This is a genomic window from Streptococcus sanguinis, assembly GCF_008329445.1.
Lineage (GTDB): Bacteria > Bacillota > Bacilli > Lactobacillales > Streptococcaceae > Streptococcus > Streptococcus sanguinis_O.
Window position 1 is genome coordinate 270501 of the sequence record NZ_VIBR01000002.1, and the last position, 15532, is coordinate 286032.

Annotated in this window: 19 protein-coding genes; 17 read left to right on the plus strand and 2 right to left on the minus strand. The window is 38.7% G+C overall.

The window, feature by feature from the left end:
- Positions 1-55: 55 nt before the first annotated feature.
- The 10 genes from FKX92_RS06340 (at position 56) to FKX92_RS06375 (ending at position 8856) form a co-directional block, all read left to right on the plus strand.
- The gene (locus FKX92_RS06340; protein ID WP_262405249.1) at positions 56-1954 is read left to right on the plus strand and encodes an AAA family ATPase; all 1899 of its coding nucleotides are present in this window, start codon (positions 56-58) and stop codon (positions 1952-1954) included.
- Positions 1955-1991: 37 nt separating this feature from the next.
- A complete protein-coding gene (locus FKX92_RS06345; protein WP_149565834.1) occupies positions 1992-2939 on the plus strand; it encodes a helix-turn-helix transcriptional regulator in 948 nt (315 codons plus the stop codon).
- A gap of 86 nt (positions 2940-3025) precedes the next feature.
- Entirely contained in the window at positions 3026-3148 is a 123-nt protein-coding gene (locus tag FKX92_RS12165) for a hypothetical protein (RefSeq protein WP_002893824.1), read from the plus strand.
- Positions 3149-3188: 40 nt separating this feature from the next.
- The gene (locus FKX92_RS06350) at positions 3189-4517 is read left to right on the plus strand and encodes a DUF262 domain-containing protein (protein ID WP_149565835.1); all 1329 of its coding nucleotides are present in this window, start codon (positions 3189-3191) and stop codon (positions 4515-4517) included.
- Positions 4511-6394, plus strand: a complete 1884-nt coding sequence (locus tag FKX92_RS06355; protein ID WP_149565836.1) for a DUF262 domain-containing protein — start codon at positions 4511-4513, stop codon at positions 6392-6394. Before FKX92_RS06350 ends, FKX92_RS06355 begins: the two co-directional genes overlap by 7 nt.
- A 99-nt stretch (positions 6395-6493) precedes the next feature.
- The gene (locus tag FKX92_RS06360) at positions 6494-6757 is read left to right on the plus strand and encodes a type II toxin-antitoxin system RelB/DinJ family antitoxin (protein WP_002911650.1); all 264 of its coding nucleotides are present in this window, start codon (positions 6494-6496) and stop codon (positions 6755-6757) included.
- On the plus strand, positions 6750-7028 hold the full coding sequence (locus FKX92_RS06365; RefSeq protein ID WP_002908677.1) for a type II toxin-antitoxin system YafQ family toxin: 279 nt from the start codon (positions 6750-6752) through the stop codon (positions 7026-7028). The genes FKX92_RS06360 and FKX92_RS06365 overlap by 8 nt, the downstream gene beginning before the upstream one ends.
- 87 nt (positions 7029-7115) lie before the next feature.
- A complete protein-coding gene (locus FKX92_RS12050; RefSeq protein WP_187759400.1) occupies positions 7116-7268 on the plus strand; it encodes a hypothetical protein in 153 nt (50 codons plus the stop codon).
- A 21-nt stretch (positions 7269-7289) separates the two neighbouring features.
- Positions 7290-8531 (plus strand): aminopeptidase, encoded by a 1242-nt coding sequence (locus FKX92_RS06370; RefSeq protein WP_149565837.1) that lies wholly within the window; start codon positions 7290-7292, stop codon positions 8529-8531.
- A 94-nt stretch (positions 8532-8625) separates the two neighbouring features.
- The gene (locus tag FKX92_RS06375) at positions 8626-8856 is read left to right on the plus strand and encodes a GlsB/YeaQ/YmgE family stress response membrane protein (protein ID WP_002908679.1); all 231 of its coding nucleotides are present in this window, start codon (positions 8626-8628) and stop codon (positions 8854-8856) included.
- Positions 8857-8917: 61 nt separating this feature from the next.
- Here the strand turns inward: FKX92_RS06375 and def are convergent, their stop codons facing one another.
- Positions 8918-9550 (minus strand): peptide deformylase, encoded by a 633-nt coding sequence (def, locus tag FKX92_RS06380; RefSeq protein ID WP_125378273.1) that lies wholly within the window; start codon positions 9548-9550, stop codon positions 8918-8920.
- Between the two features lie 194 nt (positions 9551-9744).
- On the opposite strand from def, the gene FKX92_RS06385 reads away from it, so the two are divergent.
- The 3 genes from FKX92_RS06385 to rpsO all read left to right on the plus strand — a co-directional run bounded on the left by FKX92_RS06385 (position 9745) and on the right by rpsO (position 12090).
- Entirely contained in the window at positions 9745-10914 is a 1170-nt protein-coding gene (locus tag FKX92_RS06385; protein WP_149565838.1) for an MFS transporter, read from the plus strand.
- Between the two features lie 11 nt (positions 10915-10925).
- Entirely contained in the window at positions 10926-11654 is a 729-nt protein-coding gene (locus FKX92_RS06390; RefSeq protein ID WP_149565839.1) for a pseudouridine synthase, read from the plus strand.
- A 166-nt stretch (positions 11655-11820) separates the two neighbouring features.
- Complete coding sequence (gene rpsO, locus FKX92_RS06400) at positions 11821-12090, plus strand: 30S ribosomal protein S15 (protein WP_001018251.1); 270 nt, start codon at positions 11821-11823, stop codon at positions 12088-12090.
- Between the two features lie 500 nt (positions 12091-12590).
- Here the strand turns inward: rpsO and FKX92_RS06405 are convergent, their stop codons facing one another.
- Positions 12591-13517 (minus strand): alpha/beta hydrolase family protein, encoded by a 927-nt coding sequence (locus tag FKX92_RS06405; RefSeq protein ID WP_002914057.1) that lies wholly within the window; start codon positions 13515-13517, stop codon positions 12591-12593.
- Between the two features lie 288 nt (positions 13518-13805).
- Between FKX92_RS06405 and FKX92_RS06410 the strand changes: the two genes are divergently transcribed.
- From FKX92_RS06410 to FKX92_RS06430, 4 genes are all read left to right on the plus strand, one after another.
- Complete coding sequence (locus FKX92_RS06410) at positions 13806-14219, plus strand: YjdF family protein (protein ID WP_002902267.1); 414 nt, start codon at positions 13806-13808, stop codon at positions 14217-14219.
- 188 nt (positions 14220-14407) lie between these two features.
- Positions 14408-14629, plus strand: a complete 222-nt coding sequence (locus tag FKX92_RS06420; protein WP_002899027.1) for a DUF4649 family protein — start codon at positions 14408-14410, stop codon at positions 14627-14629.
- Positions 14630-14647: 18 nt separating this feature from the next.
- Positions 14648-14962 (plus strand): thioredoxin, encoded by a 315-nt coding sequence (gene trxA, locus FKX92_RS06425; protein ID WP_002902269.1) that lies wholly within the window; start codon positions 14648-14650, stop codon positions 14960-14962.
- A gap of 157 nt (positions 14963-15119) precedes the next feature.
- Positions 15120-15530, plus strand: a complete 411-nt coding sequence (locus tag FKX92_RS06430) for a hypothetical protein (protein ID WP_002902270.1) — start codon at positions 15120-15122, stop codon at positions 15528-15530.
- Positions 15531-15532: the final 2 nt, after the last annotated feature.

The window sequence follows — 15532 nt, forward strand, 5'->3', positions numbered from 1 at the left end:
GTTTGTCCATCTTTTTTGTTATCTTTATGTTAGTAAATAGTAGATGGGGGAGAAGATGTTTTTTTATCAAATAGAATTTAGCAAAATGAATAAAAATATTAAAGAAGCAGATAAGGATTTTATCAAGGAGAATCAATGGTTTTATTGTTTCAAAAACCAAACATGCCTTTACGTTGTTGGAGTCACAGAACGTACCAAAGAGGATTTGTTTGATAAGCTAAAAACTTTGGGGTTTAATGAAGAAGAACATACTGATTTTAAAGTTAAATCTATCAGTAAAAGAGAATATTTAAAGGAGGTGGGGAACAAGTATTCAGTTCAAATAGGTCAGCTTTTTCTTTATTCAGATGAAAGAGAGCTTTCAAATTCTGATGGCTTTGCTATTACTGATTTAGAATGCGATAACTTAAATATTGTAGGTCTAAATGAATTTAAAGAGTATGTTTTAAAACTAAAAATGTTTTTAAATAATCAAAAGGAAAGAAGGCAGAAAAAAGAAAAGGTCCTTGTTGAAAATCAGTTTTTAATTTTCAAAGGTTCTTTAGGAACTGGTAAAAAATTTGCTATCAAATATTTGATGAGGCTGTTAAATGTCAAGTGTAAGACTATTTTGAAAGATGGGTTTTCAGTTAATTTTGAGTCAGAACAGCGTTTAGTGATAATAAAGGACTATTCAACTATGCATCCTAGAAAAAAAGAGGAATTAAAAAATAATATTGTAGAAGCAACGGAAGGAAGAATATATATTTTTTTAGCAGAATCAGATAGTATAGCTTATGAAATATCTAGAGAATTTCTTCCACTATTTCATGTTGTTTATGAATTAAATTTTCCTCCCTACTCATATAACGAACTTGTTAATATTATAAAATTTCGCTTAGGAGATTATGGTTTTCATTTAGAAGAAGATCTAATAAAACTGCTTTCAAATCACAATTGTCTTACAAATAGTTACGATAGTTGTTATTTTGCTCAAAAGATTATTGAATATAATGTAATAGAAAGTAATTTGAGTAATGGAAAACAAAGTTTTTCTTTGCCGTCGGATCTGTTTTGTATGAAAGGTTGCAACAATCCATTAGCCACAAATTCTGATGCATTAAAGGAGCTAGACCGTTTGGTTGGCTTATCTACTGTTAAAAATCTGATTCATAGAATTTTAGCTTATTTTTCTATATCTCAAAGAAGGCATGAAATAAATTCTTCACTCGTTCGGCCGTCTATGCATTTTATGTTTTCTGGAGCATCTGGCACTGGAAAAACAATCGTTGCTAGATTGTTGACAAAAATTTTTTATAAACATGGTATTATTAAATCAAACGTTTTGATTGAAGTAGGTCGCTCAGATTTAATTGGTGAATATGTTGGCCAAACAGCTCCAAAGGTTAAAAGATTATTTGATAATGCAAAAGGCGGTATTTTGTTTATTGATGAGGCATATAGTCTAATTCCACAAGGTGAGCGTGATTTTGCTAATGAAGCTATTCCTACAATTATTCAGGAAATGGAAAATAATAGAAATGATGTCATTGTGATTTTCGCTGGTTATACAGAAATGATGGAGGAATTTTTAAACATCAATCCAGGTTTAGCTTCTAGAATTAGTAGAAAAATTCATTTTGAAAATTATAACAAGTATGAACTGTATGACATATTGACTCTAATGGCTGATCAACAAGGTTATATAGTGGATAAGAAATGCAAAACTATCCTCCTGACTTATTTTGAAAAATGTCTTTGCTCAGAAAGTTTTGGTAATGCTCGTTATGTCAGAAAACTATTTGAGTTAGTTTTATATATTCAGGCGGAGCGACTGATGAAAGAAGAGATAGTATCAGATCTAACTGATGCAGAGTTGAGCTATTTGTCTTACATAGATTTTGAAAAAGCAATACACGATTTAGAGAAAAAAGAAAATAACTTAAAAATAATAGGATTCAGGACAGATATATAGAATATTCATGTTATAATATAGGGAAAGAGGAGGTTTTATGAACGATCAAGAACGTATTTTATCCATTTTGTTACGTTTGCAATCAGGAGCTCATCTATCAAAAAATCAATTAAGTGATGAGTTTGAGGTTAGTGCAAAAACGATTCAGAGAGATTTCTCTTTATTAGGTGATTTTTTAATGACTCAGCCCATGATTGCAGCTGAGTTGGCATACGATTCAAAACACCATACAAGATATTTAAAAGGAAAATCACTTTTTAATAAAAAAGATATTTTAATAATTTCTAAGATTTTATTAGAAAATAGAGCTTTAAATAAAGTAGAAAATGAGGATTTATTAAAAAGCTTGTTGGGGCTTGTTTCAAAAGAGGAACAAAAAGAAATAGAAATGATTATCAACAGCGAAAGACTGAACTATGCCCCAATTACAGACGAGCAAAATCGTATTCAAAAGATTTGGGAATGGTCAGAGATGATTCGCAAGGAGAAGGTTCTAGAAATTGTCTACAAGAGTCCATATCAAGATAAAAAAGAACATTTAATTTTTCCAGTTTCTCTGTACTATGATATTCATTATTTTTACATTGTAGCTTACAATCTTAAGAATGAGCATTACATGACCTTGCGTTTGGACAGAATCCAGACTTGGATGGCCACAGAGGAATCTAAACCTAACATCTCTTATGGCAGAAAATTCAGGGACGGAGATATTCGTAATCAGCGAGTAGACGCTTTTCTAGGAAGAAAAATCACAGTTGAATTGGAATTCTGTTATGATCGAACTATTGTTTTAGACCAATTTCCTAATGCACAGTGTTTATCTGCCGACGAAGGATGGACACATTTTAAGTTTGAGAGCCAATATACACCTGGTCTTAAGCGTTGGCTGCTCAGTCAAGGAGAAGCCGTTAAAATTTTGTCGCCACAGTCTTTAGTTGATGATATTCGGAAGACGATGAAAGAAATTTTAGGCTACTATCAATAAATATTTTTCATATTTGAACTTGAGTGGACATAAAATGTCCACCGAAAGGTGTAGAATTTATATATTAAGAAATAAAGGAGACAAAAATGATTGAATGGATTGTAGTTGATAGGTTTGGTAATCAAATCGCAGGACCATTTTTTGATAAAATAGCAGCAGAAAACGTTGCAAAAGCAATTCCTAATGCTACTATTATTCCAAAGCATTAATGGACCAAAGATTCTATGCTGATAAGATTTTTAGGAGATAATGATGAATGCCAATGAAAAAGAAATAGGATTTGAAAGTAAAAAAATATCAGAAATATTGAAATGGGATAGGCTAACAATACCAAGTTATCAAAGACCTTATAAATGGAACAGAAAGCATGTTCGTAATCTTTTTTATGATTTACGAGATGCTATGGAAAAACAGGAATATCAAGTTGGCTCTGTTATCTTGCATGAGAATGACGGACACTTAGATATTGTAGATGGCCAGCAACGATTGCTTTCCATTTCGCTATTTCTTTATGCTTTAGGTAGAGATAAAGAATTTAAAGGAGCAAGAAATTTACTTGAAGCTGATTTTGGAGAACTATCTTGCTATAATGCTTACGAAAATTTTAATGAATGGAAGAATTTAATCCAACTTGTAGGCGAGAAAGAAGCTGAACAGGTGTGTAGTTTTCTACTTGAAAATTGTTCTGTCTCGGTGATTACTATGCCACAGGAACGATTATCAGAGGCCTTTCAGCTGTTTGATTCTCAAAATAATCGTGGAAAATCTCTAGAACCTCACGATTTACTCAAAGCTTATCATCTTCGTAAGCAAGATTCAGAAGATGAAAAGATTGTTGAAAAGTGGGAACAGTTTGTAGAGGATAAAGATTTAAGTCTCAAAGAGTTGTTTGATAAACATCTTTTTCGTATGAGACGTTGGTCTCGGGGAGAGGCAGGATTAACAAATAAGCGTTATGGCTCTTATCTCCGTTTTACAGAGGATTTTATCGATGACTTTAAAGGTGTTGATTTAAACCAGAACTTTCCATACCTAGAATTGTATCGTCATGTTGAAGAGTTCCCTATGTCAATTACCATGCCTATTATTGATGGAAGTGAATTTTTTGAATATATCGAATCTGCCCATCATACTATTAAAGATTATAAAGTTTTTTTAAATGAAAAGTTAGGATTTTCTGATGAGCTTGAGGCGGAAGAAAAAAATTTGACTTACCCAGAAGGTATGTTGAAAATTTACAATAGCTCAAAGGGACGCTATCTCAAGTGCCATAATATATTCCTAAATATTTGTTTGCTTTTTGCAGAGAGATTTGGAAAAGAAGAGCTATCAAAGGAAATAGTAGAGACCTTATTTATTTGGTCTTATTACCCCCGTGTTAAATCTCGAGCGATATATGATGCAACTGTTGGAAACTATGCTGCTGGTGGAAGATTCAGACAAAAAGATGTTCAAAAACTATTCCAACTTTTAGCCCATGCTGTAACTCCAAATGATTTCATGGTCAAGATAGATCGAGAATTATTTGACAATTACACAGTGGAGCAGATTATAGAGGAGGAAAAAGAGAAATGGTAGAAACACATATAAGCTTATCAGTTAATCGTTTGTTAAATGAAGATAGCTATGCTATTCCTCTTTATCAGAGAAATTTTGCCTGGACTTATGATGAAATTGAGCAATTATTGAACGATGTTGCAGATGCTTTTCAGGAACAAAGAGAAAATTACTATATTGGAACATTAATCGTTAATGAAGAGAATGGTCTTTTCAAAATTATAGATGGGCAACAGCGGACTACAGCCCTTAATTTGATTGCCTTAGCTTTGAAACATGAGTTTGGTTTTGATAGATTGAAAGCTATCAATCTTACTTTCCCAGCTAGGAAGAGGTCCAATGAGAATATTCAAAAGCTATTTACCAAGCAAAAAATTTCTGAGGATGATGAAAATGAACTGACTAGAGGTTACCGACACGCTCAAGACGCATTGAAGAAAGTGCTAGAGGAGCGACAATTTGACTCTCAATCTTTCTTTGAATATCTATTTGATAATGTCATTATTTTTCGTAGTATTCTTCCTAATGATTTAGATTTGAATCTCTATTTCGAACGTTTCAACTCTCGAGGAGAGCAACTAGAGGCCCATGAAATTCTTAAAGCACAAATGATGGCTAAGTTTGGTGAAGATCAAGAAATGGCGCAAAAATTTGCAAGAATTTGGGATGCCTGCGCAGAATTTGATAAGCCTGTTGCTACTCAGTTTAAAATGAGAAGAAAAAGGAAAGATGATTTTCAAGAACGAGAAAAGATTTTTGGTTGGCATTTTTCAAATTATGAATTTAAAAATCTTTATGATAACATTGCTACTACCTTAAATGAAAAGAAGACACTGATAGAAGCATTAAATTATAAGGTAATTGAAAATAGAGAATTTGTGGAAAAAGAATTTGGGGATTACACTACAGTAGTTGACTTTCCAACCTTTTTACTTTGTGCATTTGCGTTCAAAAATGGGCAAACAATTGGTGGTGTTCAGTTAGATGATAAAAAAATGTTATCCTTGTTTGATGTAAAGAACCGTGATAAAAAATGGATAATTGATTTTAGTAAGCTTCTTCTTACAACGAAACATATTTTTGATAATTACATCGTTAGAAATTCAAATACGGATTCTTCAAGTAGAAATAAGGATGAATGGTTTTTACAGAAGGGTACTTATTATGAATATCAACCAAATGGAAAATCGAAGGAGCACTATATAGTTGAAGAACGCTTTACTAATAATACGTTTTCAGATTCGGAGATTAATAAAAACATCATTCTCCTCCAATCCATGTTTGCTGTGACCTTCACTGCCAATCGAGATAGTCGTTGGTTATATGAAATCTTGCATTTTCTCTTCAACCATATGGAAGAGTTAAATCAAGCAGAATTTGCTGTTCGGTTTAAGGGTTTTCTTGAAAAAATGGCGGTGAGATATGCTGAAGAAAGATTGTTTACTGAGGATGGAAGTATAAAGAAATACGGGGATATTCCTGTTTATGCATTTAACTTTGTAGATTATATTTTATGGAAAAATCGTTCTGATTTAAAAGAAAAATATTCGAGTGTTGAATTTGAAGCTTTCAAATTTGCCTATCGCCGTTCCATAGAGCATTGGTATCCTCAGAATCCAGATGATCAGGATGGATTGAGCAAATTACATGATGAATTTTTGCATTCCTTTGGCAATCTTTGTGTCGTTACAGATAGCCAGAATTCTAAGTTTGGAAATTTAGTTCCGAGTGCAAAATATAATCAATGGCAAGGTATATTCTATCGTCAAAGTCTAAAATTACAGATGATGGCAGCAATAACAGGACAACAAGATTCTGGCTGGGGAGCGAATCAGATAAAAGAATTGGAAAACGAGATTATGCCTATGGTAAGCAAATTTATAGAAAATAAAAAGTAAGTTGTCAGATCTAGATAATTTAAGAGGCTAATGTATATCCAATAGATTTACATTGGCTTTCTTTTTTGTTAAAATAGTCTATAGAAAGAAGGTGAGAGTATGTCAAAGACTAGTATGAGTATCCGCTTGGACAGTGAGGTCAAGGAGCAGGCTCAGCAGGTTTTCAACAGCTTGGGCATGGATATGACAACGGCTATCAATATTTTTCTTCGTCAGGCTATTCAGTACCAAGGGCTACCCTTTGATGTCAGACTGGATGAAAGTCGGAAGCTGATGGAAGTATTGGGGGATTTAGATCAAAATAGGAATATGAGTCAGTCTTTTGTGAGTGTATCAGACTTGATGGAGGATTTACGTGCTTAAGATTCGTTATCATAAACAGTTTAAAAAAGATTTTAAGTTGGCTATGAAGCGTGGACTTAAGGCAGAATGGTTAGAAGAAGTCTTGGAGTTTTTGATTCAAGAAAAAGACCTTCCTGCTAAATATCGAGATCATCAACTGACAGCATCCAAGCACTTTAAAGGAGTGCGAGAATGCCATATCCAGCCAGATTGGCTCTTGGTTTATAAAGTGGATAAGGAAGAATTGATTTTAAACTTGCTTAGGACAGGCAGTCATAGTGATTTATTTTAATCTATTAAAAGATAATTGAGGATTCTGAAGACGCTAGTACAAGTAAGAGTTCATACCTTAGAATTATGATTTAGAAAGGACTCTCTCATGAAACTTAGAATAAATGCTGAAGATAAGCCAGCGCAAAAAGTTTTTGATTACCAGCTGAATCTTGACCCAGATACGATTTTGAAAATGACTGCCTTGATTTGCGGCACAGTGGCAGCGGTTAGCCTACTGTCCCTGTTTAAAGAGAAATAACAAAAGAAAAGGAGAAGCAGAATGGTTCTGCCAAATTTTAAAGAAAACTTAGAAAAATACGCTAAACTATTGGTTGCCAATGGTATTAATGTGCAGCCGGGTCACACGGTGGCGCTCAATATTGATGTGGAGCAGCGTGAGTTGGCTCACTTGATTGTCAAGGAGGCCTATGCTCTGGGGGCTCACGAAGTCATTGTCCAGTGGGCGGATGATTTGAGTACGCGGGAGAAATTCCTCCATGCGCCGATGGAGCGCTTGGACAATGTTCCAGACTATAAGGTGGCTGAGATGAACTATCTTCTTGAGAAGAAAGCCAGCCGCTTGGGCGTTCGTTCATCTGACCCAGGAGCTTTAAATGGCGTGGATGCTGAGAAATTATCGGCTTCTGCTAAGGCTATGGGGATAGCCATGAAGCCGATGCGGATTGCAACCCAATCCAATAAAGTCAGCTGGACAGTCGCTGCAGCAGCCGGTACAGAGTGGGCTAAGAAGGTCTTTCCAAACGCAGCCAGTGATGAGGAAGCGGTAGACTTGCTTTGGGATCAGATTTTCAAAACCTGCCGTGTCTATGAGAATGATCCAGTAGCCGCTTGGCAGGCGCATGAAGAAAAACTCAGCTCAAAAGCTAAGGTTTTAAACGAGGAGCAATTCACAGCTCTGCACTACACAGCTCCTGGAATTGACTTGACATTGGGCTTGCCCAAGAACCATCACTGGGAGTCAGCTGGCAGTCTAAATGCTCAGGGCGAGTATTTCATTGCCAACATGCCGACAGAAGAGGTCTTTACAGCACCGGACTTTCGCCGGGCAGAAGGTTATGTGACTAGCACCAAGCCTCTTAGCTACAATGGCAACATCATCGAGGGCATCAAGGTAACCTTCAAGGATGGACAGATTGTGGATATTACTGCTGAAAAGGGCGACCAGGTTATGAAGGATCTTGTCTTTGAAAATGCGGGTGCGCGTGCTTTAGGTGAGTGTGCCTTGGTGCCAGATCCAAGCCCGATTTCCCAATCAGGTATTACCTTCTTCAATACTCTCTTTGATGAAAATGCTTCTAACCACTTGGCTATCGGTGCAGCCTATGCGACCAGTGTGGTTGGTGGAGAGAATTTCTCTGAAGAAGAGCTAGAAGCAGCGGGTCTCAACCGCTCGGATGTCCATGTGGACTTTATGATTGGCTCTAACCAGATGGATATTGACGGTATCCGAGAAGACGGCAGCCGTGTAGCCATCTTTAGAAATGGAGATTGGGCAATCTAAGATTTCGAGCTACCTTAAATAGCGCATTCCATAATGACGGCTTCCACTTGCTTCTTGAGAAGCCTTGCTAGAAATATAGAAAGAAGGGGAATATATGATTGGTAGTATGTTTGTCGGTTTTATCATCGGCCTTATCGCCGGGGCTATTACTAGCCGAGGGGAGCGCATGGGCTGTATTGGAAAAATCCTCTTGGGTTGGTTTGGTTCCTTGATAGGTCAATTTCTCTTTGGCCATTGGGGACCAATGCTGGCTGATACAGCTGTTGTTCCATCAGTGCTAGGAGCAGTTATCCTCTTGGCTATTTTCTGGAGACGGGATAGTTAGAATAGAAAAAATACCTAGATAGTTTCTATCTAGGTATTTTTGATAATGATATGCAAGTTATTTACTCAATCACCAACATGCCGTCCTTGACTGCGAATGGGTCTTTTTCGTTGATGCGGTCGTAGAACATGATGCCGTTGATATGGTCGATTTCATGCTGAACGACAATGGCGTTATAGCCCTTGAGTTTGATACGATGCTTTTGACCATCCTTGTCAAAGTAATCCACGGTCACTCGTGCATGACGAACTACGTAGCCCGGTACTTCTCGATCGACTGATAGGCAGCCTTCACCATCAGCTAAGGCTGCATCCTGAACGGAATGGGCTACAATCTTAGGATTGTACATCAAAGTTTGCAGGCTATAAGCTTCCTTAGGCGGATTGCCCTCTTCGTCCTCAGGATTTGGGACCAAAACAGCAATTAAGCGTTTGGAAATATCCAGCTGGGGAGCAGCTAGACCAACACCGCCACGCAGTCCCATTTTTTCCGCCATGACTGGGTCTTGGGAATGCTTGAGAAATTGCATCATCTTCTCGCCCAGAATGATTTCCTGGTCTGATAGAGGGAAGCTGACTTCCTCAGCGATAGCACGCAGGGTCGGATTACCCTCGCGGATAATGTCCTCCATATCAATTAAATGGGCTGGTTTGGTTAATCGTTCAATAACAGATGTTTTTTCACTCACAGACATGATTCTCTCCTTTTTCTATCCTTCATCATAACATAAAACCTACAAGAAATAAAGGCGGGAGCGGTTTTGAATGGCTGGCGGTGCCTGCTTTTTGAATGGAGCGACAGCGCCCCATAATATTCCTGACAAAGAAATTGCGTCTTGAACCAAAAAACTGTATGATAGAACTAGTGTGAATTTTAAAGGAAAATAGAATGAAAAAATTGATGGAAAAGGTGAGTATCCTCTCGCTTTCTTTGATTCTGACGACGGCTTTTTCGATTTCCAGTGCCCAGTCGGCCATGTTTGCTTTTTATAAAGGGATTCCAGAAAGTTGGGTAGAACTTCTGGTTTCTTTGCCTTCGGCTGGGATTATGCTGATGTTGCTGTTTAATAGAGTCATTGAAAAATACCTGACAGAGCGTCAGATGATTGTGAGCGGGCTTCTGATTTTTTCACTTTGTGGGCTTCTTCCTCTTCTTAATCAGTCGTACTGGCTTATGTTTGTCTCTCGGCTTGTCTTTGGGATGGGAATCGGTCTGCTCAATGCCAAGGCTATCTCAATTGTTAGCGAGCGCTACAAGGGACAGGAACGCGTTCGGCTTTTAGGACTGAGGGGATCAGCAGAAGTAGTCGGGACAGCTTTCTTGACTTTTGGCGTCAGTCTACTTCTTCCTCTCGGCTGGCAGGCTGCCTTTCTCGTCTATACTTTCGGACTGGTGGTTTTAGCGCTTTATTTGCTTTTTGTCCCTTATGACAAGGTTTCTGAAAAGCAGCAAGAACAGTCTGAATTGGCTCCTAAGTTAAGCCGGCAGGATTGGCAGCTGAGTTTGGTTTTTGCCTTTGTGGCGGGGGTTATTGTACTGACTTATATTGCCATCAATGTGCGCGTGCCGGGTATTGTAGAGAAGTCTGGCATGGGGACAGCCCAGATTGCAGGCGTGATTCTTTCCTTGATGCAGTTGATTGGGATTGCAGCGGGCATCAGCTTTGCTAGTTTGATCCGTCTTTTTAGAGATAAACTGCTGGTGCTTTCTGGTCTGGTTTTTGGACTGACTCAGATTATCATTGGCTTCACACCTAATCTCTTGTCACTCAGCATGGCTACTATTAGCGCCGGCTTTGTCTATAGTGTCGGTCTGACGACCATTTTTTACACCCTGTCCGAGCGCATTTCCGCCCAACTCCTCAATCAAGCCACTTCTATCGTGATTTTAGGTTGCAGTATCGGAGCAACGGCCACTACATTTGTCCTCAGTTTCATCGGGAGATTCTCCAACGCCCCAGCCTTTATCTTCAGCGTTTTGGGGCTGGCTATGATTCTGACCTCGCTCTTTGTTCTAAGATTTAGCAAAGAAAAGAGCGGAATAGCTCCAGAAAGTTAGGAGGTTATACGATGCGTCTGGATAAATTTTTAGCAGAAAATGGTCTGGGCTCACGCGCTCAGGTCAAGCAGCTCCTAAAGAAAGGGCTGATTTTGGTCAATGGCAGAGCAGAGAAATCACCTAAGACCCAAATTGATGAGACAGCAGATGAGATTGTCGTTTCTGGCCAAAGGCTGACCTATGAAAAATTCGTTTACTACCTTCTGAACAAGCCGCAGGGAGTCATTTCGGCTACAGAAGATAACCGTCATAAGACAGTTCTGGACTTGCTGGACGAGACTGCCCGTCAGAAGGAAGTCTTTCCTGTTGGCCGCTTGGATATTGATACCCATGGTCTGCTCCTTCTGACAAATAATGGCAAGCTAGCCCATGCCATGCTGTCACCCAAAAAGCACGTAGAAAAAATCTACCGGGCTCAAGTGGCAGGCCTGGTGAACCAAGCAGATGTAGAGCGATTTGCTGCAGGAATAGAACTGAAAGACTTCACCTGTCAGCCAGCTCAGCTCAAGATTTTAGAGCTGGATGAGGCAAAAGAGACTTCTCTCGTAGAAATTACCCTAGCGGAAGGCAAATTCCACCAGGTCAAGCGCATGGTAGCCGCCTGTGGAAAAGAAGTTACGAATCTTCAGCGCCTCACGATGGGACCCCTACAATTGGATCCCGCACTGGCTCTTGGAGAATGGCGGAGGCTGACCGAGGAAGAGATGCTTTCTTTAGAAATTTTTGGGGTTGAATTGTAAGCGAAAGAGCCTGAATTCCTCATACAAAAGAGTTGAAACAGAATCATTTGACAAAGGTAGTCCTTCTTGGTAGAATAAGTATGTCGTAAAGACAAATAACTTCTTCTTGGTTGCAGGCCATGCCAAACCTGCCACTCGGATGAAGCGTAAAGAAAAGGAGTATATCATGGCAATCTCAAAAGAGAAAAAAAATGAAATCATTGCACAATACGCACGTCACGAAGGTGACACTGGTTCAGTAGAGGTACAAGTTGCTGTCCTTACTTGGGAAATCAACCACCTCAACGAACACATCAAACAACACAAAAAAGACCACGCTACTTACCGTGGTTTGATGAAGAAAATCGGTCGCCGTCGTAACCTCTTGGCTTACCTTCGTAAGAACGACGTTAACCGTTACCGTGAGTTGATCAACTCTCTTGGACTTCGTCGCTAATCTTGCGTCTAAAACGTTTCTATACTTCGTTGACTTCGCCTCGATGTACCATTAGTACAATCTTCGCCTCGTCGCCTAGTTTATAAACGTTTTATCCAGCAAGAATCATGATGCTAAGGGCGTCAAAAATCCGTATGAAAATAGGGAAACGACATCGTGTTCGATGAACACAAGGAGTTTCATCTTTTTCACGAGAATTTTAGTTCGAGCTCAAATTAGTTCTCTGATTTCAGGGAGCTTTTTTGTTTTATCAACTCACTTAGGCCGTGTTCAATTGAATACACAAAGTTGAAGCTGTTCTACTAAAGAGTAGTTTTTCTTTTTCTCTAGGATTTTAGCCCGGTCTCAAATTAGTTCTCTGATTTCAGAAGTTTTTTTATTCATCATTCCTCTTAGTTCGTTTTAAGATATTCAAATATCATTTCTAAGTCTAATTCTTCTAATTTTTCCAAATAAAAGGTCCTTCTATTTCTTTAGAAGAACTTTTTCTATCAGCGACTTTACTCTTTCAAGAATTTTTGGATGGCAGGAGCGGCAGTGATAGCAAATCTTTCGTCAATACGATGCTCCCCGCCTTCTACAGTGACCAGCTTTGCATTTGGAATGGTCTGACTCGCTTGAACAGCATACTGGTAGGGCACGACTGCATCATCGGTACCATGGATAATGAGGGTCGGAGCTGTGATTTTGGTCTGTTCTGCTTGGATGTCAATGTCTAAGGCATCAATTAGATAAATCTTGCCCAGAGTAGCATTGTGGTGTGTCAAGCTATCAGGAAGTTGGTCGAAGTCAGGACTCCCTAGCTCACGATAGGTCTCTTTGGCATCATCGAAAAGAACGAAAGCTGGAAAGATGAGCAGGAGTTTGTGCACGCGGTCCGGATAAGCAGCAGCATAAAGACTGGCAACAACGCCGCCTTGACTGGCACCGAATAAGCTCATTTTGCTTTTATCTACAAAGGCCTCGGAACGAAGCTTTTCCATGACTTGGGTCAAGTCTGTCAGTTCGGTCTTGACCGACATATTCAGCATATCTTGTCCACCGCTCTTCGACTGACGGCTGCCGCCGTAGAAATCAAAGCTGTAAACCAGATAACCTTGCTTTGCCAACAGCTGGCTGTACATTTCATATTGCTCAAGGGTGTTGTTCAATCCATGTGCGATAACAATAGTCGGCAATTTTTTACTCTTGTAGTCAGAAGGAGCAGTAATCTTTCCGTAGAGCTGCTTGTCATCGTATGAAACGCTGTATTCTTCAGACACGATGTCTTCTGTCGGAGTCGGTTGATTGTCCATTTTCTCGCTAGAAGCTGTCTGTGTGGTTTCTGGCTTAGGAGGAGTAGGATTTGATTTGGTTTGGGAGTGCCAGAAGAAAAGAACCAGTCCAGCTAAGCTCAAGGCTGCTAAAAAAGCCCAAATATACTTCATAGTTCTCTCCTTTCAGTATTTGTAGTATTATATCGGAAATGAATGTATTTTACAAGAAGAGAGATTTCTTGTTTTTGATTTTTCTGGATCTCATACAAGAAAATCCAATTCATTTATCTAAGCGAGATTCAGATAGCCTTGAATTTTTTAGAAAATATTGCTAGACTGTAGCTACTAAGATAAAAACACAGTTCTGGTTGGTAGTCCAGACGCAAAAAATCGATTTTTTGTCAGTAACCTTCCTCCTTGGTTGTCCATTCTTAGGGATTTTTTAAAGGAGGTGCTGTCATGGATAAGATTTCAATGACGCTGACAGTTTACTTTGAAGAGGGATTTTGGCACGGTCTTTTCGAGCAGGAACATGCTCAATCTTATAGAGTTTGCCGAGTCACCTTTGGTGCAGAGCCTAGCACGCGGGAATTGTTGGATTTTCTAAACCGTTATTATCATCGGTTGCAATTTAGTCCTAGCATCAGGGTAAAGGAGAAGGCTAAGTCCATCAGTCCCAAACGCTTGCAGAGACAGGCTAAAAAAGAGCAGCTGGCTTCACGTTCTTCAAAGTCTCAGGAAGCGCTGAAGCTGCAATTTGAAGAGCAAAAGAAAATCGCTCGAGTCAAGCGTAAGCAGCAGAAAGAACTGGCTAAGCAAAGGAAATTCGAACTCAAACAGCAAAAACGATTGGAAAAGCACAAGGGGCATTGAGCCTGCTTTTTCTTATTTATATGGGAAAGTCTTCCGATGGGAGGCTTTTTTGTTTGTCAGGCAATCAGTGAGTGGCTTAAAAAGTGAATTGATTTCTCCAAGTCGTTTTATTTGACAGATGTAACAAAAGAGATTACAATATAATCATAAAATAAAAATTACAAGAGTAGTTTTGAAAAGGAGAAGTTATGATTGAAATCACATATTTGGATGCTGTCAAGCAGGAGCGGAAGATGACCTTTGAGTCTTATCAGGAGTTTGAGCAATCCCAGCAAGCCTGCTTGATTGGAGTGGCAGATTATTACCCAGTTAAAAAACTGACTTATAAAGGTCATGATTTGAACTACCAGGGCACTTATGGAGATGTCTTCTTTTTCCTGATGAAGCAGGATTTGACAAAGTTTGACTAAGAATAAAGGAGAAAAATAATGGTAAAAGCAATCACAGATGCAACATTTGAGCAAGAAACAAAAGATGGATTAGTGCTCATTGACTTTTGGGCCACTTGGTGCGGACCTTGTCGGATGCAGGGGCCAATCCTTGACAAGCTCTCAGAGGAACTTTCCGAAGATGAGCTCAAGATTGTTAAGATGGATGTGGACGAAAATCCAGCTACAGCACGCGCTTTTGGCATCATGTCTATCCCGACCTTGCTCTTTAAAAAAGACGGTCAAGTCGTCAAGCAGGTAGCGGGCGTTCATACTGCCCAGCAGATTAAAGCCATTGTGGCGGAGTTGGGATAAAGTAAGATTATGGTTATATAGGCCTGTTTTAAAATGAGACTGCTCTTGTTTGGAGCGGTCTTTTTTATTTCGATTATAACAATAATGAGTCAATTTAAAATTTTTGTTTGAAAATGCATATTTTAAGGTATAATAAGTAGAGGTAAATTTTTTTCCAATGGGTCGCGCTAGAGATCTAGGTTATTTAAAACACGATGGGAATGTGGTGATGATTATTATTGAGTTTTTAAAATATATTTTATTTATCTTTATGATTTTTACACCATTTGTTGCTCCAGCGGTTTTCTGTTTTTTTGTAGGCTGGATGATTCCTAGAGAGCAGATAACGCAAAAAAGAATCATACTAGTATTAGCTTTCTTGATCCCTGTTTTGCTTTTAATTTCGTATTTTGCCCCTCAGATATTAGGCCTAGTGTTTTGGAGTCTAATCTGGTTTTTCATCGGGCTGTTGCGAATGAAGAATTATACTAAATCACAGTACTGGACAAGATGGCTTATATTTATCGCTTGTTTTAGTGCCTATATTTTACTTTATCTCCGCTTTTTTGGGTCGCTTTATTTTTATTAAAC

Bases quoted from the DNA above. Each gene is read 5' to 3' on its own strand.
- FKX92_RS06340 (WP_262405249.1), top strand. From the start codon at position 56: ATGTTTTTTTATCAAATAGAATTTAGCAAAATGAATAAAAATATTAAA.
- FKX92_RS06345 (WP_149565834.1), top strand. From the start codon at position 1,992: ATGAACGATCAAGAACGTATTTTATCCATTTTGTTACGTTTGCAATCA.
- FKX92_RS12165 (WP_002893824.1), top strand. From the start codon at position 3,026: ATGATTGAATGGATTGTAGTTGATAGGTTTGGTAATCAAATCGCAGGA.
- FKX92_RS06350 (WP_149565835.1), top strand. From the start codon at position 3,189: ATGATGAATGCCAATGAAAAAGAAATAGGATTTGAAAGTAAAAAAATA.
- FKX92_RS06355 (WP_149565836.1), top strand. From the start codon at position 4,511: ATGGTAGAAACACATATAAGCTTATCAGTTAATCGTTTGTTAAATGAA.
- FKX92_RS06360 (WP_002911650.1), top strand. From the start codon at position 6,494: ATGTCAAAGACTAGTATGAGTATCCGCTTGGACAGTGAGGTCAAGGAG.
- FKX92_RS12050 (WP_187759400.1), top strand. From the start codon at position 7,116: ATGAAACTTAGAATAAATGCTGAAGATAAGCCAGCGCAAAAAGTTTTT.
- FKX92_RS06370 (WP_149565837.1), top strand. From the start codon at position 7,290: ATGGTTCTGCCAAATTTTAAAGAAAACTTAGAAAAATACGCTAAACTA.
- FKX92_RS06375 (WP_002908679.1), top strand. From the start codon at position 8,626: ATGATTGGTAGTATGTTTGTCGGTTTTATCATCGGCCTTATCGCCGGG.
- def (WP_125378273.1), bottom strand. From the start codon at position 9,550: ATGTCTGTGAGTGAAAAAACATCTGTTATTGAACGATTAACCAAACCA.
- FKX92_RS06385 (WP_149565838.1), top strand. From the start codon at position 9,745: ATGAAAAAATTGATGGAAAAGGTGAGTATCCTCTCGCTTTCTTTGATT.
- FKX92_RS06390 (WP_149565839.1), top strand. From the start codon at position 10,926: ATGCGTCTGGATAAATTTTTAGCAGAAAATGGTCTGGGCTCACGCGCT.
- rpsO (WP_001018251.1), top strand. From the start codon at position 11,821: ATGGCAATCTCAAAAGAGAAAAAAAATGAAATCATTGCACAATACGCA.
- FKX92_RS06405 (WP_002914057.1), bottom strand. From the start codon at position 13,517: ATGAAGTATATTTGGGCTTTTTTAGCAGCCTTGAGCTTAGCTGGACTG.
- FKX92_RS06410 (WP_002902267.1), top strand. From the start codon at position 13,806: ATGGATAAGATTTCAATGACGCTGACAGTTTACTTTGAAGAGGGATTT.
- FKX92_RS06420 (WP_002899027.1), top strand. From the start codon at position 14,408: ATGATTGAAATCACATATTTGGATGCTGTCAAGCAGGAGCGGAAGATG.
- trxA (WP_002902269.1), top strand. From the start codon at position 14,648: ATGGTAAAAGCAATCACAGATGCAACATTTGAGCAAGAAACAAAAGAT.
- FKX92_RS06430 (WP_002902270.1), top strand. From the start codon at position 15,120: ATGGGTCGCGCTAGAGATCTAGGTTATTTAAAACACGATGGGAATGTG.